The sequence below is a fragment of the Actinoallomurus sp. NPDC052274 genome (assembly GCF_040679475.1).
GTDB classification, from domain to species: Bacteria; Actinomycetota; Actinomycetes; order Streptosporangiales; family Streptosporangiaceae; genus Actinoallomurus; species Actinoallomurus liliacearum.
In genome coordinates, this window is the sequence record NZ_JBFAUT010000021.1 from 49,868 (window position 1) to 75,493 (window position 25,626).

25 protein-coding genes are annotated in these 25,626 nt (G+C 70.9%); 12 read left to right on the forward strand and 13 right to left on the reverse strand.

Features of this window, described 5'->3' with window-relative positions; genetic code table 11:
- Positions 1-86 precede the first annotated feature (86 nt).
- Entirely contained in the window at positions 87-944 is an 858-nt protein-coding gene (locus AB0K82_RS19605; protein ID WP_364398674.1) for an endo alpha-1,4 polygalactosaminidase, read from the forward strand.
- Positions 945-1,002: 58 nt separating this feature from the next.
- On the opposite strand, the gene AB0K82_RS19610 is transcribed toward AB0K82_RS19605, so the two are convergent.
- The 7 genes from AB0K82_RS19610 to AB0K82_RS19640 form a co-directional block, all read right to left on the reverse strand.
- Positions 1,003-2,397: a dihydrolipoamide acetyltransferase family protein gene (locus AB0K82_RS19610; RefSeq protein ID WP_364398675.1), complete on the reverse strand. Its 1,395-nt coding sequence runs from the start codon at positions 2,395-2,397 to the stop codon at positions 1,003-1,005.
- A 2-nt stretch (positions 2,398-2,399) separates the two neighbouring features.
- Positions 2,400-3,377 (reverse strand): alpha-ketoacid dehydrogenase subunit beta, encoded by a 978-nt coding sequence (locus AB0K82_RS19615; protein ID WP_364398677.1) that lies wholly within the window; start codon positions 3,375-3,377, stop codon positions 2,400-2,402.
- Positions 3,378-3,425: 48 nt separating this feature from the next.
- Complete coding sequence (gene pdhA, locus AB0K82_RS19620) at positions 3,426-4,547, reverse strand: pyruvate dehydrogenase (acetyl-transferring) E1 component subunit alpha (protein WP_364398679.1); 1,122 nt, start codon at positions 4,545-4,547, stop codon at positions 3,426-3,428.
- 218 nt (positions 4,548-4,765) lie between these two features.
- Positions 4,766-6,376: a hypothetical protein gene (locus AB0K82_RS19625; protein WP_364398681.1), complete on the reverse strand. Its 1,611-nt coding sequence runs from the start codon at positions 6,374-6,376 to the stop codon at positions 4,766-4,768.
- Positions 6,377-6,443: 67 nt separating this feature from the next.
- Positions 6,444-6,857, reverse strand: coding sequence for a DNA-binding protein (locus AB0K82_RS19630; RefSeq protein ID WP_364398683.1), 414 nt, complete (start codon positions 6,855-6,857; stop codon positions 6,444-6,446).
- Positions 6,839-7,123, reverse strand: coding sequence for a hypothetical protein (locus AB0K82_RS19635; RefSeq protein WP_345367099.1), 285 nt, complete (start codon positions 7,121-7,123; stop codon positions 6,839-6,841). The genes AB0K82_RS19630 and AB0K82_RS19635 overlap by 19 nt, the downstream gene beginning before the upstream one ends.
- Before the next feature lie 37 nt (positions 7,124-7,160).
- Complete coding sequence (locus AB0K82_RS19640) at positions 7,161-9,290, reverse strand: hypothetical protein (RefSeq protein WP_364398685.1); 2,130 nt, start codon at positions 9,288-9,290, stop codon at positions 7,161-7,163.
- A 121-nt stretch (positions 9,291-9,411) separates the two neighbouring features.
- Here AB0K82_RS19640 and purS point away from each other — a divergent pair, with 121 nt between their 5' ends.
- The 4 genes from purS (at position 9,412) to purL (ending at position 13,429) form a co-directional block, all read left to right on the forward strand.
- The gene (gene purS / locus AB0K82_RS19645) at positions 9,412-9,654 is read left to right on the forward strand and encodes a phosphoribosylformylglycinamidine synthase subunit PurS (protein ID WP_364398687.1); all 243 of its coding nucleotides are present in this window, start codon (positions 9,412-9,414) and stop codon (positions 9,652-9,654) included.
- A 134-nt stretch (positions 9,655-9,788) separates the two neighbouring features.
- Positions 9,789-10,232 (forward strand): ATP-binding protein, encoded by a 444-nt coding sequence (locus tag AB0K82_RS19650; RefSeq protein WP_364398689.1) that lies wholly within the window; start codon positions 9,789-9,791, stop codon positions 10,230-10,232.
- A 54-nt stretch (positions 10,233-10,286) separates the two neighbouring features.
- Positions 10,287-10,964 (forward strand): phosphoribosylformylglycinamidine synthase subunit PurQ, encoded by a 678-nt coding sequence (purQ, locus tag AB0K82_RS19655; RefSeq protein ID WP_364398691.1) that lies wholly within the window; start codon positions 10,287-10,289, stop codon positions 10,962-10,964.
- Positions 10,965-11,029: 65 nt separating this feature from the next.
- A complete protein-coding gene (gene purL / locus AB0K82_RS19660; protein ID WP_364398693.1) occupies positions 11,030-13,429 on the forward strand; it encodes a phosphoribosylformylglycinamidine synthase subunit PurL in 2,400 nt (799 codons plus the stop codon).
- 150 nt (positions 13,430-13,579) lie between these two features.
- Here the strand turns inward: purL and AB0K82_RS19665 are convergent, their stop codons facing one another.
- Positions 13,580-14,251 carry a TetR family transcriptional regulator gene (locus AB0K82_RS19665; protein ID WP_364398695.1) on the reverse strand — a complete coding sequence of 224 codons (672 nt, stop codon included), beginning with the start codon at positions 14,249-14,251 and terminating at the stop codon, positions 13,580-13,582.
- 81 nt (positions 14,252-14,332) lie between these two features.
- On the opposite strand from AB0K82_RS19665, the gene AB0K82_RS19670 reads away from it, so the two are divergent.
- From AB0K82_RS19670 to AB0K82_RS19680, 3 genes are all read left to right on the forward strand, one after another.
- Positions 14,333-15,760, forward strand: a complete 1,428-nt coding sequence (locus tag AB0K82_RS19670; RefSeq protein ID WP_364398696.1) for an MFS transporter — start codon at positions 14,333-14,335, stop codon at positions 15,758-15,760.
- 141 nt (positions 15,761-15,901) lie between these two features.
- On the forward strand, positions 15,902-16,522 hold the full coding sequence (locus AB0K82_RS19675; RefSeq protein ID WP_364398698.1) for a pentapeptide repeat-containing protein: 621 nt from the start codon (positions 15,902-15,904) through the stop codon (positions 16,520-16,522).
- Positions 16,523-16,613: 91 nt separating this feature from the next.
- Positions 16,614-16,811, forward strand: a complete 198-nt coding sequence (locus AB0K82_RS19680; protein WP_364398700.1) for a hypothetical protein — start codon at positions 16,614-16,616, stop codon at positions 16,809-16,811.
- 105 nt (positions 16,812-16,916) lie between these two features.
- Here AB0K82_RS19680 and AB0K82_RS19685 read toward each other — a convergent pair whose 3' ends face one another.
- Entirely contained in the window at positions 16,917-18,026 is a 1,110-nt protein-coding gene (locus AB0K82_RS19685) for a S8 family peptidase (protein ID WP_364398702.1), read from the reverse strand.
- 205 nt (positions 18,027-18,231) lie between these two features.
- Between AB0K82_RS19685 and AB0K82_RS19690 the strand changes: the two genes are divergently transcribed.
- Positions 18,232-18,675, forward strand: coding sequence for a sterol carrier family protein (locus AB0K82_RS19690; protein ID WP_364398704.1), 444 nt, complete (start codon positions 18,232-18,234; stop codon positions 18,673-18,675).
- A gap of 74 nt (positions 18,676-18,749) precedes the next feature.
- On the opposite strand, the gene AB0K82_RS19695 is transcribed toward AB0K82_RS19690, so the two are convergent.
- Positions 18,750-19,103: a DUF4190 domain-containing protein gene (locus AB0K82_RS19695; protein ID WP_364398706.1), complete on the reverse strand. Its 354-nt coding sequence runs from the start codon at positions 19,101-19,103 to the stop codon at positions 18,750-18,752.
- A gap of 151 nt (positions 19,104-19,254) precedes the next feature.
- On the opposite strand from AB0K82_RS19695, the gene purF reads away from it, so the two are divergent.
- The 3 genes from purF to AB0K82_RS19710 all read left to right on the forward strand — a co-directional run bounded on the left by purF (position 19,255) and on the right by AB0K82_RS19710 (position 22,553).
- The gene (purF, locus tag AB0K82_RS19700) at positions 19,255-20,691 is read left to right on the forward strand and encodes an amidophosphoribosyltransferase (RefSeq protein ID WP_364398708.1); all 1,437 of its coding nucleotides are present in this window, start codon (positions 19,255-19,257) and stop codon (positions 20,689-20,691) included.
- The gene (gene purM / locus AB0K82_RS19705; protein ID WP_364398710.1) at positions 20,688-21,734 is read left to right on the forward strand and encodes a phosphoribosylformylglycinamidine cyclo-ligase; all 1,047 of its coding nucleotides are present in this window, start codon (positions 20,688-20,690) and stop codon (positions 21,732-21,734) included. The genes purF and purM overlap by 4 nt, the downstream gene beginning before the upstream one ends.
- A 183-nt stretch (positions 21,735-21,917) precedes the next feature.
- The gene (locus AB0K82_RS19710) at positions 21,918-22,553 is read left to right on the forward strand and encodes an ElyC/SanA/YdcF family protein (RefSeq protein WP_364398815.1); all 636 of its coding nucleotides are present in this window, start codon (positions 21,918-21,920) and stop codon (positions 22,551-22,553) included.
- A 147-nt stretch (positions 22,554-22,700) separates the two neighbouring features.
- On the opposite strand, the gene AB0K82_RS19715 is transcribed toward AB0K82_RS19710, so the two are convergent.
- From AB0K82_RS19715 to AB0K82_RS19725, 3 genes are all read right to left on the reverse strand, one after another.
- Positions 22,701-24,188 carry a SulP family inorganic anion transporter gene (locus tag AB0K82_RS19715; protein WP_364398712.1) on the reverse strand — a complete coding sequence of 496 codons (1,488 nt, stop codon included), beginning with the start codon at positions 24,186-24,188 and terminating at the stop codon, positions 22,701-22,703.
- Between the two features lie 28 nt (positions 24,189-24,216).
- Complete coding sequence (locus tag AB0K82_RS19720) at positions 24,217-24,822, reverse strand: carbonic anhydrase (RefSeq protein WP_364398713.1); 606 nt, start codon at positions 24,820-24,822, stop codon at positions 24,217-24,219.
- A gap of 188 nt (positions 24,823-25,010) precedes the next feature.
- On the reverse strand, positions 25,011-25,373 hold the full coding sequence (locus AB0K82_RS19725; protein ID WP_364398715.1) for a hypothetical protein: 363 nt from the start codon (positions 25,371-25,373) through the stop codon (positions 25,011-25,013).
- Positions 25,374-25,626 lie beyond the last annotated feature (253 nt).

Genomic DNA, 25,626 nt, shown 5'->3' on the forward strand with positions numbered 1-25,626 from the left:
CCAGGCGGTGGCGCGGCCGATCGCCGATGCGCGGCGAAGAGGCGCAAGTACCCCGACGGTCCGGGGGCCGGGTAACTTGATCATTCATGGTGCAACGGCGTTATCGGCGTTATGGGTACGTCCCGGTCGTGTTGGCCCTCGCCGCGCTCGCGGGCTGCGGCGGCTCGGGAGGCGGCGCGCGGGACACGGCGGCGCATGCCACGGCGTCGGCACACGCCACGACGCCGACGCGGGCGACCTCCTGGTGGCGGCCGAAGTCCGGCGTCAGCTGGCAGTGGCAGCTCAGCGGGAAGATCGATACGTCGGTCAAGGCGAGCGTCTACGACGTCGACATGTTCGAGACGCCGAAGGCGACGGTGACCGCGCTGCACCGCCAGGGGCGCAAGGTCATCTGCTACGTCAGCGCCGGCTCGGTGGAGGAGGGACGGCCGGACTACGCGTCCTTCCCCAAGTCGGTCATCGGCAAGAAGCTCGACGGCTGGCCGAAGGAGCGCTGGCTCGACGTCCGCAAGATCGACGTGCTGCAGAAGATCTGGGCCAATCGCCTGGACCGGTGCAAGGCGAAGGGCTTCGACGGCGTCGAGCCGGACAACGTGGACGCCTACCAGAACGACTCCGGCTTCCCTCTGACCGCTAAGCAGCAGCTGGCGTTCGACCGGATGCTGGCGAGCGTCGCCCACCAGAAGGGGCTCGCGGTGGGCCTGAAGAACGACCTGGACCAGATCCCCTCCCTGGTCAAGGACTTCGACTTCGCTGTGAACGAGCAGTGCGCCGAGTACAAGGAGTGCGCGACGCTCAAGCCGTTCATCAACGCGGGCAAGCCTGTCTTCCACGCCGAGTACAACCTGCCGCTCAGCAAGTTCTGCCCCGAGTCCAAGCGCCTGCGCCTCAGCTCGATCAAGAAGACCCTCGACCTCACCGCCAAGCGCCAGACCTGCCCTTGATTCACGAAGTGATCCGCCGGTAGGGCTCCGGGCCGATGCGGTCCGGAGCCCCTCTCGGTCAGGACCAGGCGAGCATGCGCATGGGGTCCTCGAGCATGGCGCCGACCTCGCGGAGGACGGCGGAGCCGAGCTCGCCGTCGACGATGCGGTGGTCGAACGACAGTGCCAGCGTCGTCACCTTGCGGACCTTGATCTCGCCCTCGTGCACCCAGGGCATGTCCCGGATCTGGCCGACGGCCAGGATGGCCGACTCGCCGGGGGGCAGGATCGGGGTGCCCGCGTCGATGCCGAAGACGCCGACGTTCGTGATCGTGATCGTGCCGTCGGACAGGTCGGCCGGGGTGGACTTGCCGGCCCGCGCCGTGGCGGCGAGGTCGGCGAGTGCCCGGGCCAGGTCCGGCAGCGACAGGTCGTGGGCGTCCCGGACCTTCGGCACGATCAGCCCGCGCTCGGTCGCGGCGGCGATGCCCAGGTTCACGTAGTGCTTGACCACGATCTCCTGCGCGTCCTCGTCCCACGCCGAGTTGACCAGCGGGTTGCGCCGGACCGCCAGCAGCAGCGCCTTGGCGACCAGCAGCAGCGGCGAGACCTTGACGCCCTCGAAGTCGGGCAGCTCGCGCAGCCGCTTGACGGCGTTCATGGTCTCGGTCACGTCGACCTGCAGCCACTCGGTGACGTGCGGCGCGGTGAACGCCGACTGCACCATGGCCGCCGCCGTGTGCTTGCGCACCCCGCGGATCGGGATGCGCTCCTCCCGTCGCTCGCCCGCCGTACGGACCGGGGCCGCGGGGGCCTCGGCGGCCTGGCGGACGTCGTCCCGGGTGATCGACCCCTGCGGGCCGCTGCCGGTGACGCCGCTCAGGTCGACGCCCAGGTCCTTGGCCAGCTTGCGGACCGGAGGCTTGGCCAGCACCGCCACCCGCGACCCGGCGGGCCGGGCGGCGGGAACGGGCTGCGCCGGTGCGGCGGGCGCGCTCGCCGGAGCGGTCGCGGCGGGGGCGGGCGCGGGCGGGGCGCCGGAGGCCGCGGCCTTGCGGGGGCGGCGCTTGGTCGAGCCGGCCTTCACGCCGTAGCCGACCAGCACCGGGACGCGCTTCTGCTCCGGGGCGGACGGGTCGACCGCCGGGGCGGGGCTGCCCTCCATGCCCGGCTCCCGCGCGCCCTCGGCGGCGGGGGCGGGCGTGGCCCCCTCCGCGGCCGGGACGTCGCCGCCGACCGCGACCGAGATGATCGGGACGCCGACGTCGACCGTCGTGCCCTCCTCGACGAGGAGCTCGGCGACCGTGCCCTCGTACGGGCAGGGCAGCTCGACGACGGCCTTGGCCGTCTCGATCTCCACGATCGTCTGGTTGACCTCGACGGCGTCGCCGGGGTGTACGTGCCACTTGACGATGTCGGCCTCGGTCAGGCCCTCGCCGACATCCGGCAGCTTGAACTGTTTCAGCTCGCCCATGCTCACCACGCGAAGGTCCGGTCGACGGCGTCGAGGACGCGGTCGAGGTCGGGCAGGTAGTGGTCCTCGAGACGGGACGGCGGGTACGGCGTGGAGAAGCCGCCGACCCGCAGCACCGGTGCCTCCAGGTGGTAGAAGCACTTCTCGGTGATCCGGGCGGCGAGCTCGCCGCCGTACCCGTTGAAGATCGGCGCCTCGTGCACGACGACGCACCGGCCGGTCCGGCGTACGGACCGCAGGATCGTCTCCTCGTCGAGCGGGTTGAGCGAGCGGACGTCGATGACCTCGATCGAGTGCTGCTCGTCGGCCTGCGCGGCCTCGAGGGAGGTCTTGACCATCGGCCCGTACGCGAGCACGGTCACGTCCTCGCCGGGGCGCGCGACGACGGCCTTGTCGAACGGCGCGGCCTTGGACAGGTCGCGGTCGACGGGGGCCTTGTCCCAGTAGCGGCGCTTCGGCTCGAAGAAGATCACCGGGTCGGGGCACTCGATGGCCTGCTGGATCATCGTGTACGCGTCGGACGGGTTCGAGCACGCGACGACGCGCAGGCCGCCGGTGTGGGTGAAGTACGCCTCCGGCGACTCGCTGTGGTGCTCGACCGCGCCGATGCCGCCGCCGCACGGGATGCGGATGACGACCGGTAGTTCGAGCGTGCCGAGCGACCGCATCCGCATCTTGGCGAGCTGCGTGGTGATCTGGTTGAACGCCGGGAACACGAACCCGTCGAACTGGATCTCGCACACCGGCCGATAGCCGCGCAGCGCGAGGCCGATGGCCGTGCCGACGATGCCGGACTCGGCCAGCGGCGTGTCGATGACGCGCGCCTCGCCGAAGTCCTTCTGCAGACCATCGGTCACCCGGAAGACACCGCCGAGCTTGCCGACGTCCTCACCCATGATGAGGACCTTCGGGTCGTTCTCCATGGCCTTGCGAAGGCCCTCGTTCATAGCCCTGGAAAGAGTCAGCGTCTCAGCGCTCACCGTCGCACTCCCCTCCGCGCGTACCCCCGGCCTGAGTCGGCCGCCCCCTCATCGGGACACATCCTCGAACGTCGCCAGGTACGAGGTGAACTGGCCACGTTCTTCCGCGAGCAGCGAGTGCTCGGTCGCATAGACGTTCTCCCAGATCGCCGTCGGCTCCGGGTCGGGCAATTCTAGACACCGTTTCCGCAGGTCCGAGCCGAGCTCTTTGGCCTCGGCGTCGATCGCGTCGAAAAACGCGCGGTCGGCCAGCTGGTTCTTCACGAGGTAGGCCTTGAGGCGCTCGATCGGGTCCTTCAGCTTCCACGACTCGAGTTCGGCCTGGAGCCGGTAGCGCGTCGGGTCGTCCGTGGTGGTGTGCGCGCCCATCCGGTAGGTGAACGCCTCGATGAGCGTCGGGCCCTGGCCGCTGCGGGCGTTCTCGAGGGCCTTCTGGGTGACGGCGTGCACGGCGAAGACGTCGTTTCCGTCGACGCGGATGCCGGGGAAGCCGAAGCCCTCGGCGCGGCGGTACAGCGGAATGCGGGACTGCTTCTCCAGCGGCTCGGAGATGGCCCACTGGTTGTTCTGGCAGAAGAAGACGATCGGGGCGTTCTGCGCCGCCGACCAGACGAACGCCTCATTGACGTCGCCCTGGCTGGTCGCGCCGTCGCCGAAGTAGACGATGGCGGCGTTCTCGGCGCCGTCGCGCTGGATGCCCATGGCGTAGCCGGTGGCGTGCAGCGTGTGGCTGCCGATGACGATCGTGTAGAGGTGGAAGTTGTGCTCCTTCGGGTCCCACCCGGCGTGGTTCACGCCACGGAAGAGACCCAGGAGGTCGAGCGGGTCGACGCCCCGGCACCAGGCCACACCGTGCTCCCGGTAGCTGGGGAACGCCATGTCGTCCGGCCGCAGGGCGTGCGCCGAGCCGATCTGCGCGGCCTCCTGGCCGAGCAGCGAGGCCCAGATGCCCAGCTCGCCCTGGCGGGTCAGCGCGACGGCCTCGGTGTCGATCCGGCGGACGATCACCAGGTCGCGATACAGACCCTTGATCTCGTCGGGGGTCAGGTTCACGTCGTAGTCGGGGTGCTCGACGCGCTCGCCCTCAGGGGTGAGCAACTGGACGAGTTCCGATGGGGGAGACTGTGCGTCGGTGCCCAGGGGCGCACCGCGCGCGGCGTCGACGATCACGTGCCACTCCTCGTGCGTTCAGGGCCGTTCGCGGGATCGCCGCGGTCGGCCTGGTTGCGCGTCGCCCTTCCCGCGGATCCCGGCGAGTACGGGAGACGTAGTCGTCATCGTGACAGAGGCCACGTACCCGGGCGCAAGCCTTTGCTCCTACGGAAACGTACCCGGAAGGTTGTGCCCTGCCACCAACGCGAATCACGCGCTGATTCGGTAGGAGTGGATCACTCTCGGGACAGTACGCGGGTCGCGCCGGCGGCGACGGTCAAGCCGAGGATGAAGCCCGCGGCGACGAGCGCGTCGGATATCCACAGGTAGATGCCGTGGGGGGCGAACTCCCCCTCCTGGCCCAGCGAGCCGACCGGTAGCAGCAGGTCCAGGGTGTACAGGAACGGGTTGAACTGCGTGTTGTGCCCCGGTTCCTGGATCAGCGGCCGGTGCTGGAAGACCACGGTGCCGAACGCCAGCAGCGCCACCAGCCACGCGGCCGCCAGGAAGGGCCGGTAGCCGTAGCCGACGGTCCAGTCCTGGGCGTATCCCCAGATCCGGCGCGGCACCGGCTGGGTGTTCCGGCGTGCTCGCTGCTTGGCCAGCAGGACGGAGCGCCGCTCGCCGTCGTGCCCGAGGACCCGGTAGGTCTCCGCGAGCTTCTCGTACGGCTGTGGGATGTAGCCGTCGGTGTCGCGGGCCACCCACTTGAGCCGCTCCTTGGCGGTCAGCGGCGGGTCGATCATCTCGTACGTCAGGCCGTCGAGCTGGTACCTCGGCGCCCAGGACAGTGGGTCGTCGCGCAGCAGCTTGATCCGCGCGTAGCTCAGGTCGACGACGCCCTTGACCGGCTCGGCGGCCCGCAGCATCACCTCTTCGGCCTGGGCCCGCTGGAGGTTCAGGGCGACCCCGGCCGGGTTGGACAGCCGCCCGCCGCGCAGGTTGAACAGGCCGCCGATCCGCGCGCCCGCCAGGCTGACCACGCCCTCGGAACGGAAGCCGTCCGAGCAGTAGATGTCGGTCTCGATGCCCATGTCGTCGCAGTTCAGCGCGGTACGGCCCGGGTTGGAGACGGTCGCGCCGACCATCGAGAGGTAGCCGCCGATGCGCGCGCCGCGCAGCCGGATCTCCCCTTCAGCGCTGAACCCGCCGTCGCAGAACATGTTGGCCGCGACCGCGAGCCGGCTGGCGTACAGCGCCTGGCCCTTCGGGTTGCGCAGCCGCGCGCCGCGCAGGTTGAGCAGGCCGCCGATGTGCGCGCCCGGCAGCCGCACCTCGCCCTCGGCGGTGAAGCCCTGGTCGCAGTAGACGTTGTTGTCGACGATGAGGCGGTCGGCGAGCAGCGGCGAGTCACCGCCCGGGTGGGACAGGTAGGCGCCGGTCAGGTTCAGGATGCCGGTGATGTGGGCGCTGTCGAGCCACACGCCGCCGTACACGTGGCTGCCCTCCAGCCACAGGTGCCCGTCGATGCGCACGCCCGAGGCGACCAGGCCGGGCAGCCGGCAGCGCATGAGGTGGACGCTGCGCAGCCGCGCCCAGTACAGGTGCGGCGCGTCGGTGAGCTGGCAGCCGGTGAGCGCGAGCGGGACGGTGACGTGGGCGTGCCCGAGGTTGAGCGTGCCCGTGATCCGCGCGCCGGTCAGGCGTACGGCGGCGACCTGGCCGGGCTCGTTCTCCCGCGCGCCCAGCAGCAGCGCGGAGATCACCTCGGCGCGGATGGTGCGCTCGGGGCCCCAGGCGTTCGTGGCGTCGAAGTCCTGGTCACCGCCGGACAGGTCCACCGTCTCACCGCGCGGGAACGCGTCCCAGAGCACCCGCTCGGGCTTGGTCAGGTCATCGATCAACATCCACGGCTCCGGGGTGACGACAGAACCTTCATGTATAGCGCGTCGGCGACCCGACCGGTGTGATCGCTTACACGGACACGAGACGCACCCGATCACCGCAGAGCTTCGTCATGTCGTCGATGTCCGAGGTGAGAAGGACGACTGGACGCCGCTGCCGTACGGCCATCTCGGCCACGACGGCGTCGATCGCGTACTTGTGGCCGTGCAACCCGGCGTTGATCAGCCTCGTCGAGGCGGCCTTGGCCTCCTCTTCGCCGACGTGAACGATCCGCACACCTGAGAGGAGCCAGGCCAGTCGCGCCTTGTCGGTCCGGCGATGCGCGGCTTCGATGATGGTCAGCGCGCTGATCACCACCTCCATGCCTCTTTTGCGGGATTCCGTGACCAACGCGACGACACGCTCGTGATCATCGACGAGCTTCGACAGTCCCTCACAGTCGAGCACGAGGGTGCCCTCGTGGCTCAGCTTGCGGCGGGCCAATTGCCCTCCTCGGCGAACACCTCGTCGAAGACCTGGCGCGCCGTCTCCTGTTCTCGTGCTGAGACCGGTCCCTTGCGGCGTTCGTAGTCGGCCAGGTACTCATCCAGGATCTGGCCGCGCAGCTCGCGCTCGACCGCTTCCGTGATGAAGGCCGAGAACTCGCGCTTGCCGACCCGTTGGCGGATCGCTTCGGCCGTTCCCTCGGGTAGGGAGAGACTCACCCTGGTCGCTGGGCCTTCGCCGACGCTGTACGCCTGCTCGCTCATGGAGCCAGATTATCAAAGAAGTAGGAATTCAGTCCGGCTACTGACGGGAGAGGACCCGGGTGACGCCTGTGGCGATCGTGGTGGCGAGGATCCAGCCCGACGCGACGAGTGCGGCGGCGAGCCACTGCTGCCAGCCGCGCGGCGCGTACGCCGACTCCTGGCCGAAGCCGATGATCGGCAGGAGCAGGTCGAGCGTGTAGAGGACCGGGTTGAACGGAGGGGCCTCGCCGACCTTGAGCGGTGGCGGGTGGTGGGCGCCGAACGCCGCGGCGCCGATGAGCAGCAGCCCGGCCAGCCAGAGCACCGCACGCTGCGGCCGGTAGCCGTAGCCGACCGTCCAGTCCTGCACCACGCCCCAGAGGGCGAGCCAGCGCGGCAGGGTCCGCCGACGGCGGCGTTGCCGGGCGAGCTGGACCGTACGGGCGTCGGCGTCCTGCCCGAGCCGCCGGTAGACGGCCGCGAGCTGCTCGTACGGCTGCGGCTGGTACCCGGCCGCGCCGTCGAGCCAGGCTACCCGGTCGGTCGCGGACAGCGGCGTGTCGAACGAGTCGTAGGAGAACCCCGTGAGCAGCGTCTCGGCGGGCCAGGCCGCCGGGTGGTCGCGGACCACACCGATCGTCGCGTGCTGGAGGTCGAGGGGGCCCGTGATACGCGTGCCCTCGGTGAGCCGCAGGGTGTCGGCCCGAGCGCCGTGCAGTGTGACGGAGGCGTCGATCTTCGCGTCCGTGAAGCACACCTGGCCGCCGATCCGGGCGCTGGAGAAGGAAACCCGGCCGTCGGCGGTGAACCCGTCGCAGCAGTCGACCACGCGGCCGACGTCGATCCCCGAGGCGGTCAGCGCGCGCCCGCCCGGATTGGACAGCGTCGCCCCGTTGAACTCGACGCTCGCGCCGACGCGGGCGTCCAGGAGCCAGATCCCGCCTTCGGCCGTCAGGCCGCCTTTGCCCGAGATCGTCCCGCCCACCTCGATCCGGTTCGCGGACAGCGCCGGACCGCCCGGATTGGACAGCCGGGCCCCGTCCAGGGCGAGTGAGTCCTGCACCGTGGCGGCCTCGAGCGACACCTCGCCGACGGCGGTGAAGCCGTCGCAGCAGTTCACGGCACCGCCGACGGAGATTCCACCGGCCTTGAGCGCCACGGTCCCCGGCGCGGTGATCCGGGCGCCGGACAGGTCGACGCCCGCCCCGACACGCGTGTCGACCAGGTGGACTGCGCCGTCGGCGGCGAAGCCGTACCTGCCGAAGATGCCGCCGGTGACCTCCACTCGGGAGGCGCGCAGCGCCGTTCCACCCGGATTCGACAGGTTGGCCCCGTCGAGAACGATCGACCCGGTGATGTGCGCGGCGTTGAGGTAAACCTGTCCGCTCGCCCGGATCGAGGCCCGAAGGCTGCTGCCGACGGTGAGGAGATGACCGCGCAGCGCGATGCCCGAGGGATTGACCAGCTCCGCGCCGCTCATCTCCAGGGTGCCGCCGATCACCGCCGACCGCAGGCTGACCATCCCCTCGGCGCGCAGACCGTTGCCGAGGGCGACCGCACCCTCGACCCGAGCCCGGTCCAGGTCCAGCGCCACACCGCCCGGGCAGAACAGCCGGGCGCGGTCGAGGATGATCGCGCCCTGCACCCGTACTCCCCGCAGGCGAGCCGATCCGGAGACGGTCAGGCCGGCGGCGATCAGGTCGCGGGCGACGGTCAGGCCGTCGGCCTGCAGAGCGCGTTCACCATCGACCCGCGCCGAGCTTAGGGACAGCGCGCCGTCGACCTGCGTCCCGACGAGAAGGACGGGGCCATCGAACCGGCAGCCCTTCAGCCAGAGCAGGCCGTCGATCCGGGCGTCGGAGGCATGCAGGCCCGGCAGCCGGGAGCCGGACAGGTTCATCTGCCGGAGCCGGGCGCCGTACAGGCTCGGCGTCTCCGCGAAATCGCAGTCGCGCAGCAGTGCGGCGTACGGCACGTCGGCGAACGACAGGTCGAGCAGCCCGGTGATCTTCGCACCGGTGAGACGGACCGCGGGCACCCGTCCCGGCTCGGGCGGCCGTGCGCCCGAGAGCAGCGCCGCGATGACCTCGGCCCGCACTTCGCCCCGGCCGCCGAGGTCAACGGTCCGCGCGGCGGGGAACGCCTCCCACAGTGCCGACTCCGACTCGGTCAGTTCCTCGGCGCGCATGACGATTCCTCCGGGGGCGGTGATCGGCCCCTACGATCCCATCGGAAGAGGCTTCGCGTCATCGGGTGGCCGGACGTGCCGTACGCTTCGATGCCGTACCTGCAGATCAGAGGGGGTCACCATGGCGCGTTTCATCGTCGAGGTCATGCTCAAGCCGGAAATTCTCGATTCCCAGGGCCAGGCGGTCGCCCGCGCACTGCCGCGCCTCGGTTTCGAAGGGGTCACCGGGGTAAGGCAAGGCAAGCGGTTCGAGATCGAAGTGGAAGGACCGGCCGACGAAGCGGCCACGGAACGTGTTCGGAAGATGGCCGAGACGTTGCTGGCCAACCCCGTCATCGAGACGTTCGAACTGCGCGCCGAATAGTCGCCCAAAGTTAGCTCGGTAACGCGATTACGCCAGTTTCCACCGGGGAAGCCTTAGCTTCGTTGAAAGAATCACGGAGACGGGGTCGACCCCCAGGTCAGGGGTCAAAGGATGACACGAGGTGACCGGTGGATATGAAGTTCTCACTCGACTTGCCGCGTGAGACTCTCAGCATCCCGGTGATCCGCCGGGTCCTGGGCGATACGCTGCGCGGGTTGGGGGTTTCGGAAGCCTGTATTGCCGACCTTCTCGTGGCCGCATCCGAAGCCTGCACGAATGTCGTGCAGCACGTTGATTCGACGAGTCACTATGAGGTGATCGCCAGTATCGCCGGGGATCACTGTGTCCTGAAGGTCGCCGACACGGGGCACGGCTTCCAGAGTGACGCGGAGAAGAACGCGGGCCTCGATTCGGAGTCCGGACGCGGGATCAAGATCATGCGGGCGCTCGTCGACGACGTCACGTTCGACAGCCGCCCGGACACGGGCACCGTCGTCTACCTCCAGAAGCGGCTGAGCTGGCAGGAGGAGTCGCCCATGCGGCTCCTCGAGCCGCAACTCCTGAAAAGCGCAGGTTAGAACCCCGGATAAGCTAGGGCACGCCCGAGTCCGTTCCTGTATCGGAGTGTGCCCATGTCAGCCCGTGTGGGCGTGATCACCTTCCCCGGGTCGCTGGACGACCGGGACGCCGCACGAGCGGTCCGCCTCGCGGACGCCGAGCCGGTGTCCCTGTGGCATGCCGAGGGCGATCTGCTCGGCGTGGACGCCGTCATCCTGCCCGGCGGATTCTCCTACGGCGACTACCTTCGCGCCGGGGCCATCGCGCGGTTCGCGCCCCTCATGGAGAAGTTGGTCGCCGCCGCGCGCGACGGCCTTCCCGTGTTGGGCATCTGCAACGGCTTCCAGGTGCTGTGCGAGTCGCACCTGCTGCCGGGCGCGCTGACCCAGAACGCCGGCCTCCACTTCGTGTGCCGCGCCCAGCGGCTGCGCATCGAGAACACCGACACCGCCTGGACCACCGACTACGAGGAGGGCCAGGAGGTCGTCATCCCGGTCAAGAACATGGACGGCTGCTACGTCGCCGCCCCGGAGACCATCGACGAGCTGGAGTCCAGCGGCCGGGTCGTGGCCCGCTACCTCGACGTCAACCCCAACGGTTCGCTGAACGACATCGCCGGCATCTGCAACGAGGCCGGCAACGTCGTCGGCCTCATGCCGCACCCGGAGCACGCGGTCGAGGCCCTGACCGGTACGTCCACCGAGGGCCTCGGCTTCTTCACCTCGGTCGTCAAGAAACTGGTTCATTCATGAGCGAGCGAAGCGAGCGAAGCATTGAGCACAGCGCTTCTGGTCACTCCTCCGACGAAGGAGGCCTCATGAGCGAGCAGGTGCCGGACAGTCCGGTGAACGAGCAGGGTGACGAGCGGTCCGAAGAGCAGGTGGCGCCGGCCGTGGCGGGCTCCGCCGAGGCGGCCACCGAGCCGACGCCGGTACGGCCGGTGGAGGTGGACACCGTCGACCGCGCCGCGGGGACGCCCGAGTTCCCGCTGCCGTACGCCGAGCTCGGCATGAAGGACGACGAGTACGCCCGCGTGCGGGAGATCCTGGGCCGGCGGCCGACCTCCGCCGAGCTGGCGATCTACTCCGTCATGTGGAGCGAGCACTGCTCGTACAAAAGCTCCCGCGTCCACCTGCGGCAGTTCGCCGACAAGGCCCCGAAGAACGACGCGCTGCTCGTCGGCATGGGGGAGAACGCCGGGGTCGTCGACGTCGGCAACGGCTGGGCCGTCACCTTCAAGATCGAGTCGCACAACCACCCGTCGTACGTCGAGCCGTACCAGGGCGCGGCCACCGGCGTCGGCGGCATCGTCCGCGACATCCTGTCCATGGGCGCCCGGCCGGTCGCCGTGATGGACTCCCTGCGGTTCGGCCCGCCGGACGCGCCGGACACGCGCCGGGTGCTCGACGGCGTCGTACGCGGCGTCGGCGGTTACGGCAACTGCCTCGGCCTGCCCAACATCGGCGGCGAGGTCGTCTTCGACGCCTGCTATTCCGCGAACCCGCTGGTCAACGCCCTGTGCGTCGGCGTGCTCAAGCCCGAGGACATCAAGCGGGCGATCGCGCCGGGGCCGGGCAACAAGGTCATCCTGTTCGGCGCGGGCACCGGGCCGGACGGCATCGGCGGCGCCTCCGTGCTGGCCAGCGCCACCTTCGACGAGCCGGGGGTGGCGGGGCGAAGCCAAGGGGGTGGCAACAGAGCGCAGGCGAAGCGGCCGTCGGTGCAGGTCGGCGACCCCTTCATGGAGAAGCTCCTCACCGAGTGCTGCATGGAGATCTTCGCCGAGGACCTCGTCGTCGGCATCCAGGACCTCGGCGCGGCCGGCGTCTCGTGCGCCACGACCGAGCTGTCCGCGGCCGGCACCGGCGGCATGGACATCGACCTGAACAAGGTCCCGCTGCGCGACCCGACGCTGCGCCCCGAAGAGATCCTGATGAGCGAGTCTCAGGAGCGCATGATGGCCGTGGTCGAGCCGGCCAAGGTCGAGCGCTTCCTCGAACTCTGCGCCAAGTGGGACGTCCCGGCCACGGTGATCGGCGAGGTCACCGACACCGGACGGCTGCGCATGACCTGGCACGGCGCGACGATCGTCGACATCCCGCCGGGTACCGCCGCCGACGAGGGGCCGGTGTACGAGCGGCCGTACGAGCCGCCGGCGGACCTGGGGCAACTGCAGGCCGACGGCCCCGGCCGCCTGCCGCGCCCCGCGACCGCGGACGACCTGCGCAACACCGTCCTGTGGCTGGTGGGCTCGCCCAACCTCGCCGACAAGACGTTCGTGACCTCGCAGTACGACCGGTTCGTGCTCGGCAACACGGTGCTGGCCACGCCGGAGGACGCCGGTGTGATCCGCATCGGCGACGGGCCGCAGGGCATCGCGCTGGCCACCGACGGCAACGGCCGGTACGCCCGGCTCGACCCGTACGCCGGCGCGCAGCTCGCGCTGTCCGAGGCGTACCGCAACGTCGCCACGACGGGTGCGCGGCCGCTCGCGGTGACGAACTGCCTCAACTTCGGCTCCCCGGAGGACCCGGAGGTCATGTGGCAGTTCGCGCGCGCCGTCGAGGGGCTCGCGGACGCCTGCCAGGCACTGGGCGTCCCGGTGACCGGCGGCAACGTGAGCTTCTACAACCAGACCGGCAGCACCCCGATCAACCCGACTCCGGTGATCGGCGTCCTCGGTGTCCACGACGACGTCAACCGGCGGGTGCCGATGTCGTTCAACGTCGAGGGCACCACGCTGCTGCTGCTCGGCGAGACCCGGCCGGAGTTCGGCGGCTCGGAGTGGGCGCACGTCGTGTTCCAGCACCTCGGCGGCCTGCCGCCGCGCGTCGACCTGGCCGCCGAGGCGGCGCTGGCGTCGGTGCTCGTGGCCGGGGCGCACGAAGGCGTGCTGAACGCCGCGCACGACCTGTCCGACGGCGGCCTGTCGCAGTCGCTGGTCGAGTCGTGCCTGCGCGGCGGGCTCGGCTGCGTGGTCAACCTGCCGGAGGACCCGTTCACCGAGCTGTTCAGCGAGTCGGTGGCCCGTGCCGTCGTGGCCGTCTACCCGGAGCACGAGGAGCGGGTGACGGCGCTGGCCGAGGCGGCCGGCGTCCCGGTCCGCCGCCTGGGCACGGTCGGCGGCGACGCGTTCGAGGTCGAGGGCGTGTTCTCCATCCCGCTGAGCGAGCTGCGCGAGGTGCACCAGGGCGCCCTGCCCGCCCTGTTCGGCTGAGCGATCCGCCGCGCCGGGTGATCCCCACCCGGCGCGGCCAGGGCCCCATGGCGGCGTCGCCCGGCGCGGCAGGGTGTCCCATGGCCGCCGCGCCCGTGACGACGAGGCGTCCTGTGATCGCCGCGCCCGGGGCCGTACGCGGGCCGGTCGTCAGCCGTTCGGGGCCAGGGCCCGGACGCCCGCGACGAACAACTCGATGCCGAGGGCGACCTCGGCGTCGGACTGGTCGATGGCGGCGAGCGCCGGGGCGGCCTCGATGACGTGTCCGTACCGGTCGGAGGACAGCGTCTCGAACATGACGCGTTTGCGCCGGCGGGCCTCGGCGATCTCCTCGGCGGTCATCTGCGGCTGCATCTTCGGATCACGGACGGCCAGCATCGTCGCCGTGCGCAGGCCGTACCGGCTGATGGCGGCCGCCTGGTCGGGGGTGAACCCGCCCTCGGCGAGGAGCACGAGGGCCGCCTCCATCGAGTCGTAGCAGTACGGGGCCGCATCGAGGTCCGCGGTCATCATGAGCTGGGCCGCGCTCGGGTGTGCGCGGAGCACGGCCACGACCGACGTCATCAACACGTGCAGCCGGGCGTGCCACGGCGTGGCCGGATCGACGTCCGTGTCGACCAGTGACCACAACCGGTTGACGAGCGCGCCCTGCAGCTCCTCCTTGTTCTTGAAATGCCAGTACAGCGCCATCGGCGTGACGCCGAGCCGCTGGGCGAGCCGCCGGATCGTCAGCCGGTCCAGGCCCTCCTCGTCGACGAGCGCGAGCGCGCCGTCCACCACCGTCTCCCGGCTGAGCCGGGCCCGTTCCTCTGTCGTGGCCACTTGACAACTATACGCCGTACAAGTTTCCCTATACGGCGTACATGTACGTCGTACAAGAACGCTGTATAGGAGCGGGGACCGATGGAATCTCGTCGACGCTGGTGGACCCTGACCGGGGTGGCGCTGGCGACCTTCATGACCTACCTGGACAACAACGTCGTCAACGTGGCGCTGCCGTCGATCCAGCGCGACCTGCACCTGACGCTGTCCGGACTGGAGTGGATCGTCAGCAGTTACATCCTGGTCTTCTCCGGCCTGATGCTCGTCGGCGGCAGGCTCGGCGACGTGTACGGCCGCCGCCGGCTCTTCTTGGCCGGGCTGACGGTCTTCACCGGCGCGTCACTGCTGGCCGGGATCGCGAACAGCGAGACGATGCTGATCACGGCCCGCGTCCTGCAGGGCATCGGGGCGGCGCTGTCGGCGCCGTCGACCATCGCGATCATCTCCTCGACGTTCCCCGACCCACGGGAGCGGAGCAGGGCCGTCGGCGTGTGGAGCGCCGTGGGCGCGCTCGCCCTGGCGCTCGGCCCGCTCACCGGCGGCTTCATCAGCGACCGCTGGCACTGGGGCTGGATCTTCCTCATCAACGTTCCGGTGGGCGTGGTGACGATCGCCATCATCGCGGTGTCGATGCGCGAGACCGCCGAGGCCGCACGCCGCCGCCTGGACCTCCCGGGCCTGCTGACCTCCGCGGTTGCCCTGTTCTCCGTCACGTACGCGCTGATCGAGGGATCGGACCGGGGCTGGACGTCCGCGCTGATCCTGGGGGCCTTCGCCCTCGCCGCGGTCGCCATGGCGGCGTTCGTCGTGATCGAGTCCCGCGCCGACGACCCGATGGTGGACCTGTCGATGTTCCGGAACCGGGTGTTCAGCGGCGGTGTCGGCGCGATGGTCCTGTGGGGCTTCGGCGTCATGGGCGTCTACCTGTTCACGGCCATGTTCCTGCAGAACATCCTGGGCTTCTCCCCGACCGAGGCGGGCGCGTCCATCGTCCCCATGGCGCTGACGATGATCGTCATCACGCCGTTCGCCGGGCCCGTCGCGCGCCGCCTGGGCACCCACCGCACCGTGGCCGGGGGGCTCGCCCTCAACGTCGCGGGGCTGGTCCTGGTGTCGTTCGTGGGCGAGGGCGCCCACTTCATGGACCTCATGCCCGCCTTCGTGCTCTTCGGGGTCGGCTCCGGCTTCACGATGATGCCGCTCACCGACGCGGTGATCGGCGTGCTTCCGCCCGCCCGGGCCGGCGCCGCCTCCGGCGTCCTCAACGCCACCCGCGAGGTCTCCGGCCTCCTCGGCGTCACGATCATCGGTGCGATCCTGACCTCCCGCCAGTCCGCGGTCCTGCGCGGCGGCTCCACCCCGACCCACGCGTTCCTGGCGGGCTACCAGCTCGCCCTCCTGGTCGGCGCCGCGATCGTCTTCATCGGCGTCCCGATCAGCCTGTACGCCCTGCGTGCCCGGCAGGCGACCCCCGCCGAGACGAAACCGGTGCTGGAACGGGTCGCCTGACCCGGTCGCCTGACCCGGCTTCGGTGATCCCTGGCGTTCACCGCTCTCTATGGGCGGTGAACGCCAGGGATCTTCGGTCGTTCGGCCTGTCGGTGAGCTCGGGTAACGTCGCGCGCACGGGCAGCCGAGAGAGGGAGCACGATGGCCGACCGCAGGCACGGGCGGCCCGCGCCGCCCACCGAGAGCACCGTCAGCTCCGAGGACTGGGACGGCCGGGACCTGTCCGGGCAGGAGCACACCCGGGTCGAGTTCGTCGACGTGGACCTGACCGAGACGTCGGGGCGGAGCGCGGTGTTCACCGAGTGCCTGTTCCGGGGCGTCCGGTTCAACGCCTCCTCCTACACCGACTCGGCCTTCGTGAACTGCGCGTTCGTCCGGTGCTCGTTCTTCGACACCACCTTCACCGGATGCAAGCTGGTGGGCGGCCTGTTCGACGGCTGCACCTACGGCCTGCTGAAGGCGGAGGGCGGCGACTGGTCCTTCACCGGTCTGCCGGGCGCCGACCTGCGCGGGTCCTCGTTCCGCAGGGTACGGATGCGGGAGGCCGACCTCACGGGCGCGCGGTTGCAGAAGGCGTCGTTGCGCGAGGTCGACTTCTCCGGCGCGTCGCTGCACAAGGCGGACCTGTCGGAATGCGACCTACGCGGCAGCGACCTGTCGTCACTGGACCCGCACACCACCGTCCTGACCCGCGCGGTGATCGACCCCTACCAGGCGGTCGTGCTCGCCCAGGCGCTCGGCCTCGAGGTGCAGGAGGCCTGACCCCGCCTCAGGGGAACCTCGGCCGGCTCCGACCTCAGCCGACCTCGCCCCGTCTGCCTCCCGCCCACCAGAAGAACGGCCCCGAGGCCGGGTGGACCTCGACGCGCCAGCCGAGAGCTTCCAGCCGTCGTCCGAGGTCGGCGGGCCGGTGCGGGACCTTGACGATCCGGTACGCGGTTCCGTCGTCGAGCCGGCGCCGGATGGTGGTGGACCGCTCGCCTTCGATGAGTTCGTCGGCGGTTCGGTATCGCGACCGGCACCGCAGGTGACGTGGTCGACCAGACGCTGATCCACGCCTACGGGCTCACGCGCCGACGAACGCCTTTGATCGCTGGTGCGGCAACGCGAAGAGGCCGCCGTCCCGACCAGACGGCGGCCTCCTCGCTGGATCACGTCAGAGGGAGCTCTTGTACAGCAGGCGGTTGTGGGTGTTCGCCTTGTTGTTCTTGATGACGTTGTTGGTGGCGTTCGAGTGGATCCACGACTGGACCGTGCCGAACGACTTCTGCCCGTAGGTCGACTTGTACAGCGCCGCGACGCCGGCCACGAACGGCGACGCCATGGAGGTGCCGCTATCGAACGCGGTGCCGCCGGGGACGGTCGACTTGATGCCGTAGCCGGGCGCGTAGATGTCGACGCACTTGCCGTAGTTGCTGAACGAGGCGCGCTTGTCGCTCGACGTGCTGGCCGCGACGGCCTCGACGCTCGCCGCGCTCGAGGGGGACGTCTTGCAGGAGTCGCCGTTGTCGTTGCCGGCCGCGACCGCGACGAAGACCCCGGACTTCGACAGCTTGGTGACCGCGTTGTTCAGCGCGGTCGACTTGCTGCCGCCGAGGGACAGGTTGGCCACCGACTTGGCGGCGTGGTGGGCGATCACCCAGTTGATGCCGGCGATCACGTCGGAGGTGGAGCCTTCGCCGTCGCAGTTCAGCACCTGGACGCCGTGCAGCTTGACGCCCTTGGCGACGCCGTACGTCTTGGAACCGATGATGCCCGCGACGTGGGTGCCGTGGCCGTTGCAGTCGGCCTTGCCGTACACCGTGTCCGCGCGGCCCTGGAACTGGCTCAGGGTCGTGTCGATGCCCGTGTCGATGACGTACGCGTCGACGTCGGCGCCGGTGTGCGTGTACTTGTACGAGTGCGACAGCGGGAGCTTGCGCTGGTCGATCCGGTCCGGTCCCCAGTTCACGGGCGTCTGGGTGGTGGTGGTCCGGTAGATCTGGTCCTGCTCGATGGCGGCGACGTTGGGGTCGCTCTGCACCTTCTTGAGCTGCTCGGGCGACAGCTTGGCGGCGAAGCCGTTGGTGAAGTCGTGCACGTGGCGGAGGCCGGAGACCCGGGACAGGCGGGCTCCGGTGTGCTTCATCGTGACGATGTACTGCCCCGGAACGGCCTGGGAGGAGACGGCGGCGGAGGCCACCGCGACCTGGGCGCTGGGCTTGGTGATGGCGGCGTACGCCGGAACCGCGGCGGCCGCGAGCGCGACGGCGGAGGTTGCGATCACGAGTCTTCTGGCTCGGACCCTCAAAGGGGGCTCTCCTTAGATCTGGGGGGTGCGCCGGGAGGGGGCGCCGGCTACGAAAGCCGAAACCGCCACAAGACGGTACTCCTGCGGCATGTGGGGTTAAGTGGCATATGGGGGATTACGACAATTTAGTGGGTCCAGTGGGGGAAGGGGCGTCGTACGGACCCGGTAGCGTCGTCCTGCCATGGCCAAACCCACACCGGAGCGGCTGCGTGCCGCGCTCGACGACCAGCTCGCCGCCCTCGGCGAGGAGCCCTACACGGGCCCGGCCGCCCGCCTCGCCGACGCCCTGATCGACGCGGTCGTGACCGCGTACGCCGCCGGCGCCGACCCCGAGCGCGCCGCCGTGCGCCTGGCCGTGAAGCTGCTGCTCGATCGGCTCGCCGGGCAGGCGCCGGGCAAGTCGGTCGAGGTGCGCGTGCCGCCGTACGCCGCCGTGCAGTGCGTGGCGGGTCCCCGCCACACCCGGGGCACGCCCCCGAACGTCATCGAGACCGACCCGAAGACCTGGGTCCTGCTCGCCACCGGCCGGCTCGCCTGGGCGGACGCCGCCGACCGGATCTCGGCGAGCGGCGCACGGGCCGACCTGTCGCCGTACCTGCCGGTCGACCCGTACGAACCCCGGTAGGAGAAGGTCAGCCCTGGTCGAGCGGTTCCAGGCGCTCGGCCGTCACGGCGAACGGCGCCCGGATTCGCGCCTCGTCAGGGGGTCGGGCTGGGTTTCAGGAAGGGGACCCGCTCCTGGAGGCACCGGTCGCGGTCCGCCTTCGTGGGGTAGCGGGCCCGGTCCGCGCACGGTTCGATGCGGCCGTAGAACCACACGGCGAAGCCGATCGCGATGAGGAGTGTCAGCGTGGACAGGACGACGCCCGCCACGGCCATGCCGCGGCCGTTCCGCCGGACCACCGCGACGATGCCGATGACCAGGCCGGCGAGGGCCAGGATCACGCCGACCCCGCACAGCGCGAGCGTCAGGAGCCCCGCGATCCCGAGGACCAGCGCGGCGATGCCCAGGCCCCTGCGCTGCGGCGGCGTCTCACGGATCGGCGGATACACTGCGTCATCACCTCGGCACCCATAGTGCTCGATCATCGGGTGGCCGGGCGGCGCGGCACGCCGATCGCCGGGCGCGGCGGATACGGGCAGATGAGGGGGCGCTCGACCGGCGCGGGCGTGAGCTTGGCGAATGCCCCATTAGACTGGGCGTGTGCCGCATGGAGACGGACGTCTGAGTCACGACCTCGACCCCCGTGATCGAAGCCCCCAGGACGCCTGCGGGGTCTTCGGCGTGTGGGCACCCGAGGAAGAGGTCAGCAAGCTCGCCTATTTCGGGTTGTACGCCCTGCAGCACCGCGGCCAGGAGTCGGCCGGCATCGCGGTCAGCGACGGCTCCCGGATCGTCGTGTTCAAGGACATGGGCCTGGTGTCCCAGGTCTTCGAGGAGTCCGTGCTGAACACCCTGCGCGGGCACATCGCGGTCGGTCACTGCCGCTACTCGACGACCGGGTCCAGCGTCTGGGAGAACGCCCAGCCGACGTTCCGCTCGACCGAGGTCGGCAGCATGGCGCTGGGCCACAACGGCAACCTGATCAACACGCCGGAGCTGGCCGCGCGCGTGCCGGCGGGCGAGCTGACCGCCACGACCGACACCGAGGTGCTCACCGCCCTGCTCGCCGGCGGGGAGGGCAGCGTCGAGGAGACCGCGCTGAAGGTGCTGCCGCTCGCCCGCGGCGCCTACTCCCTGGTCTTCATGAACGAGCGCACGCTGTACGCCGCGCGCGATCCGCAGGGCATCCGCCCGCTGGTGCTCGGCCGCCTCGAGCACGGCTGGGTGGTCGCCAGCGAGACCGCCGCCCTGGACATCGTCGGCGCGACGTTCGTCCGCGAGGTCGAGCCGGGTGAGCTGATCGCCATCGACGAGGCGGGCGTGCGGTCCACGCGGTTCGCCGTCGCCGAGCCGAAGGGCTGCCTCTTCGAGTACGTCTACGTGGCCCGGCCCGACACCTCGATCGCCGGCCGCAGCATCCAGGCCACCCGCGTCGACGTCGGCCGCCGGCTGGCCCGCGAGCACCCGGTCGAGGCCGACCTGGTGATCCCGACGCCGGAGTCCGGCACGCCGGCCGCGATCGGGTACGCCGAGGAGTCCGGCATCCCGTACGGCCAGGGCTTCGTGAAGAACTCCTACGTCGGCCGCACGTTCATCCAGCCGTCGCAGACGATCCGCCAACTCGGCATCCGGCTCAAGCTGAACCCGCTGCGCGAGGCGATCGCGGGCAAGCGCCTGATCGTCGTCGACGACTCGATCGTGCGCGGCAACACCCAGCGGGCGATCGTGAAGATGCTCCGGGAGGCCGGGGCCAAGGAGGTGCACGTGCGCATCTCCAGCCCGCCGGTCGCCTGGCCGTGCTTCTACGGCATCGACTTCGCGACCCGCGCCGAGCTGATCGCCGGGAACCTCTCGGTCGAGGAGATCCGGCAGTCCCTCGGCGCCGACACGCTCGGCTACATCTCCCTCGACGAGCTGATCGCCGCGACGCAGCAGGACAAGAACACGCTCTGCCGGGCCTGCTTCGACGGCGTATACCCGATCGACGTCGCCGACGACGCCCGCGGCAAGCACCTGCTCGAAGAGGCCCGCCGGTGACCGACGACTCCGCAGCCGGCACGTCCTACGCCGCGGCCGGGGTCGACATCGCGGCCGGCGAGCGCGCGGTCGAGCTGATGAAGTCCCGCGTCGCCGCGTCCCACCGGCCGGAGGTCGTCGAGGACGTCAGCGGCTTCGCCGGCCTGTTCGACGTCTCGGCGCTGAAGCGGTTCGAGCGGCCGCTGCTGGCCACCTCCACCGACGGCGTCGGCACCAAGGTCGACCTGGCCCGGCGTCTCGGGGTGTACGACACGATCGGGCACGACCTGGTCGGCATGGTCATCGACGACCTGGTCGTGTGCGGGGCCGAGCCGCTGTTCATGACCGACTACATCGCCTGCGGGCGGGTCGTCCCCGAGCGGATCGCCGCGATCGTCGGCGGCATCGCGGAGGCCTGCACGCTGGCGGGCTGCGCCCTGGTGGGCGGCGAGACCGCCGAGCACCCGGGGCTGCTCGGGCCCGACGAGTTCGACGTGGCCGGGGCGGGCACCGGCGCGGTCGAGGCCGCCAAGGTCCTCGGGCCGCACCGGGTACGACCCGGCGACGTGGTGCTGGGCCTGGCCTCGTCCGGCATCCACTCCAACGGCTACTCCCTGGTCCGGCACATCCTGCGCGAGAGCGACCTGTCGCTGGAGGCGACGCCGCCGGAGCTGAGCCGGACGCTCGGCGAGGAGCTGCTCACCCCGACCCGGATCTACGCCAAGGACTGCCTGGCCCTGATCGACGCCGCCGAGGTGCACGCGTTCGCGCACATCACCGGCGGCGGGCTCGCGGCCAACCTCGCCCGGTCGCTGCCGGCCGGCTGCGACGCGGTCCTGCGGCGCTCCTCCTGGGAGCCGCCGGCGATCTTCGGCCTCCTCGAGACGTACGGCCGGGTGCCGCGCGCGGAGATGGACAAGACGTTCAACATGGGGGTCGGCATGGCCGCCGTCGTGGCCCCGTCCGACGCCGACGCCGCGCTGCGGACGGCGGCCGACCGCGGCCTGCCGGCCTGGGTCCTGGGCGAGATCGTCGAAGGAACCGGCCAGGCCCGCCTGGTCTGAGCCGGAGGAACCGGCCGGGGTCGCTTGGCCGGGGAGGGGCGGCCCGCCTCCGCTGAGGCGAAGGGACCGGCCGGACCCGTCCAGGAAAGCGATCTTCCCGTGAACCCGCCGGTTGATCCGGGCATCTTCTTCGGTATGAGGCGGTTCTGGAGTGGCGTCTGGCGCTGTAGGGCGCCGTTGGCCGTGCTCGGCGCGCTCGGCGGGTACGCGCTGTTCCTTCCCGGCGCGTGGATGTACGCCGAGGCGGGCCACTACCGGACGGACGTCGCGCACGCCCCCCGGGTGACCGTCGGGATGATCTTCGGCGCGGGGATCTACTCCTCCGGCCAACCGTCCCGGATGCTCGACGAACGCCTGAAGCTCGGCGCGGCGCTGTACCGCGCGGGCAAGGTCCGGGTCCTGCTCGTCACCGGCGACAACAGCCGCAAGAACTACGACGAGCCGTCCGCCATGCGCGACGTCCTGATCGCCGAGGGCGTGCCGCAGACGCGGATCGTGCTGGACTACGCGGGCTTCAGCACCTGGGACTCCTGCGCCCGCGCCAAGCAGATCTTCGGCGTGGACCAGGCGATCCTCGTGACGCAGAACTTCCACCTGCCGCGGGCCCTCACCCTGTGCCGCGCCGCGGGCATCGAGGCGTGGGGCGTCGGCGACGACAGCAGCCGGTACGCCGACGTCACCACCGAGCACCTGTACGTGCGCGAGGTCCCGGCCGTCCTCAAGGCCACCTACGAGGTCGCGGTCCGTCCCCGGCCGTACTATCTCGGCCCCCGCGAGGCCGGGATCCGCCGGGCGCTCGAGGCGGCAAGCCGAAACTGAACGGACCAGGACCGGGCTGAGCCCGGCCTGAACCGGCCTGAATCGGGCTGAGCCCGGCCTGTACCCGCCTGAACCGGGCTGAGCCCGGCCGGAACCGGGCCCAGCCCGGCCGGTCAGGGCCCGGGCGGGCCCTGACCGGCTGCGGGGTCACCCGGCGACGGCCGGCTCCGCGATGCGCACCGAGGATCTCTCGTCCCGCCCGTCGTGCTGCGCGGCCCAGGACTGCAACGCCGTACGGCAGGCGTGGTCGAGGTGGCGCAGGCCGGACAGGTCGAGTTCGACCGCCCGTCCGTGCGGGATCGTCTCGAGCGTGTCGAGCACCTTCGGCAGGCGGAGGAACGTCGCGTTCCCGGTGAGCCGGATGACGAGCGGGTCCGCCTGCTCGTCCACATGGATGTGGATATCCGAGACGTCCCACGCGGTCTTCACGACGGCCAGCAGCAGGCCGATGAGAACGCCCTCGAACAGGTTCGTGACGACGATCGCCAGTGCCGTGCCGGTCAGGACGACCGCCTCGCCACGCTCGGTCCGCCAGAGTCGGCCGACCTCCCGCAGCGACAGCAGCTTCCAGCCCGCGTGCACGAGGATGGCGGCGAGGGCGGTCACCGGGATGTAGCCCAGCGCCGCCGGGAAGACCACCGTGAAGGCCAGCAGCCAGACCCCGTGCAGGATGCGTGACGCCTTCGTCCGGGCACCGGCCTGCACGTTCGTGGCGCTGCGCACGATGACGGCGGTCATCGGCAGCGCGCCCAGCAGCCCGCAGACGGTGTTGCCGGCGCCCTGCGCCATCAGCTCCCGGTCGTAGTGGGTGCGGGCGCCGTGGTGCATCCGGTCGACGGCGGCCGCGCTGAACAGGCTCTCCGCCGAGGCGATCAGCGCGAACGCCACCACGGTGCCGATCGCGCCGATCGACATCAGCCCGCCGAGTTGGCCCGTCCCCGGCGGCTGGATCGCGTCGAGCAGGCCCTTGACCTCGATGCGCTTGACCGGAAGGTCGAAGGCGATCGTGACCAGGGTCGCCAGCGCGACCGCGACCAGCGCGCCCGGGATCACCCGGAGGCGTTTCGGCGCGTACTTCCAGCAGACCAGGACGACGATGGTGCCGATGCCGATCCCGCCGGCGGCGAGGGCGGCCGGTTCGTTCGCCGAGTCGGCGAACAGGTCGGGGAGACCGGTGACGTTGGCCATCGCCGCGCCGGGCGACCTGTTGTCGAACAGGCTGTGCACCTGGCCGGTGACCAGGACCAGCCCGATGCCGGCCAGCATGCCGTGCACGACCGAGATGGAGATCGCGCGGAACCAGCGGCCCAGCCGCAGCGCGCCCATCCCGAGCTGGATGAGCCCCGCCGCGAGCACGATCAGGCCGAGGGACCGCAGGCCGTACTCCTGCACGGCCTCGTACACGAGCACGGTGAGCCCGGCGGCCGGGCCGCTGACCTGCAGGCTGCTGCCCGGCAGGGCGCCGGCGACGAGGCCGCCGACGATGCCGGTGGCCAGGCCGAGCTCGGCCGGGACGCCGGAGGCGACCGCGACGCCGATGCACAGCGGCAGGGCGACGAGGAAGACGACGATCGACGAGAGCAGGTCCTGCCGGAACACCGAGAAGGTGCCACGTCCGGAGAGGGGCGGTGCCATGTTCACCTCGTTTCTGGGTCGGGGGAGTTCAGAGCGGAAGGAAGGTGCCGGTGTCCGGGCGGTGGGCGCTGACGACGCCGGTGTCGATGGCGTAGCACCAGGCGTGCAGCGCGAGACGTCCGTCGGCCACGCGGGCCGCGACGCTCGGGTGGGTGCGGAGCCGGTCGAGCTGGGTCAGCACGTGCTGCTGGACGGCGGAGGTGATCGCGGGCCCGTCCGCGGCGGTCATCGCGTCCCGTACGGGGTCGTGCGGTTCGGTGTGGCTGAGCCAGCGCCGGACGGTGGGGACGGCGGTCAGGTCGTCGGTGCTCAGGAGCGCGCCCACGGCCCCGCAGTGCGAGTGCCCGCAGACGATGACGTCGGTGACCCCGAGCACCTCGACGGCGTACTCGATGGTGGCGGCCTCGGCGGTCACCCGCTCGGCGTCGTGGACCGGGACGATGTTCCCGGCCGTACGGAGCTCGAAGAGTTGCCCCGGGCCGGCGCCGGTGATCAGGGTGGGCACGACGCGGGAGTCGGAGCAGGTGATGAACAGCGCCTCGGGGTACTGGCCCTCGGCCAGCCGACCGAGGTCCGTGCGCCGGTCGGCCGCGCGTTTCGGGAAGAGACGGGCATTGTCGATCAGCGACTGCATGGCACAGCCCTTTCTGTGGTCGTCGGAGTCGAACCGACGAGAACGGACGGGTACTGGCGAGCGTTCACGCGGCACGCGAGGGCACGGCGCTGGGCCATCGCGGGCAGGCGTCGATCAGGCGGCGTCGAGAACGAGGCCGTCTGCGGAGAAAAGGGAAATGTCGGGCGCTGGGTCGCCCTAGGCGTCCATCAGCAGCGGAACACCTGTAGCGACGCGGGAGAGCATCGGGTATCGCGTCGCGCGAGCCGGCGGCCGGCCGCACCCGCCGATCCGAGGGCGCGGTCGGTGAGCCCGCCGGTGTGCCCGATCGCCGCGGCCGGGCGGGTGCCCTGGTCGGGCGGGAGGCCAGGCATCCGGCGCCGGCCGAGCGTGAGGTGCTCGATGACCGAGGCGGGGCTGCCGGACTCCTCGCCGACCCGGTTGTCGCGCTCGGCCGCCGACGCGGCGACGGCGCGGGCCGGGGAGTGTTCGGTCAGGAGGTCGGGGCCGCCGAGGAACGCCAGCGCGATCAGCAGCACCGCTGCGATCCAGCCTGCGCGCGCCCTCAGCACCGCGTCCCCCCGACTCGGATCCTGACTGAATTGACCAAGGTCAGCCTAACCCGAGACGCTGCGTGCTGGGGAGGTGTCGTACGGTGCCGAATACGGCGCTGGCCAGCCATTTTCCGGGATGATTCACCACTATTCGGGACGAAATCCGTCGCCTGGTCAGGGTGATTTAACCGGGAAGTTACATATCGTCAGCGGACGGTGACCAAGGAGAATCCGTCCCGGACGGCGCACGGGCCGCGGGGAAGACCCCACG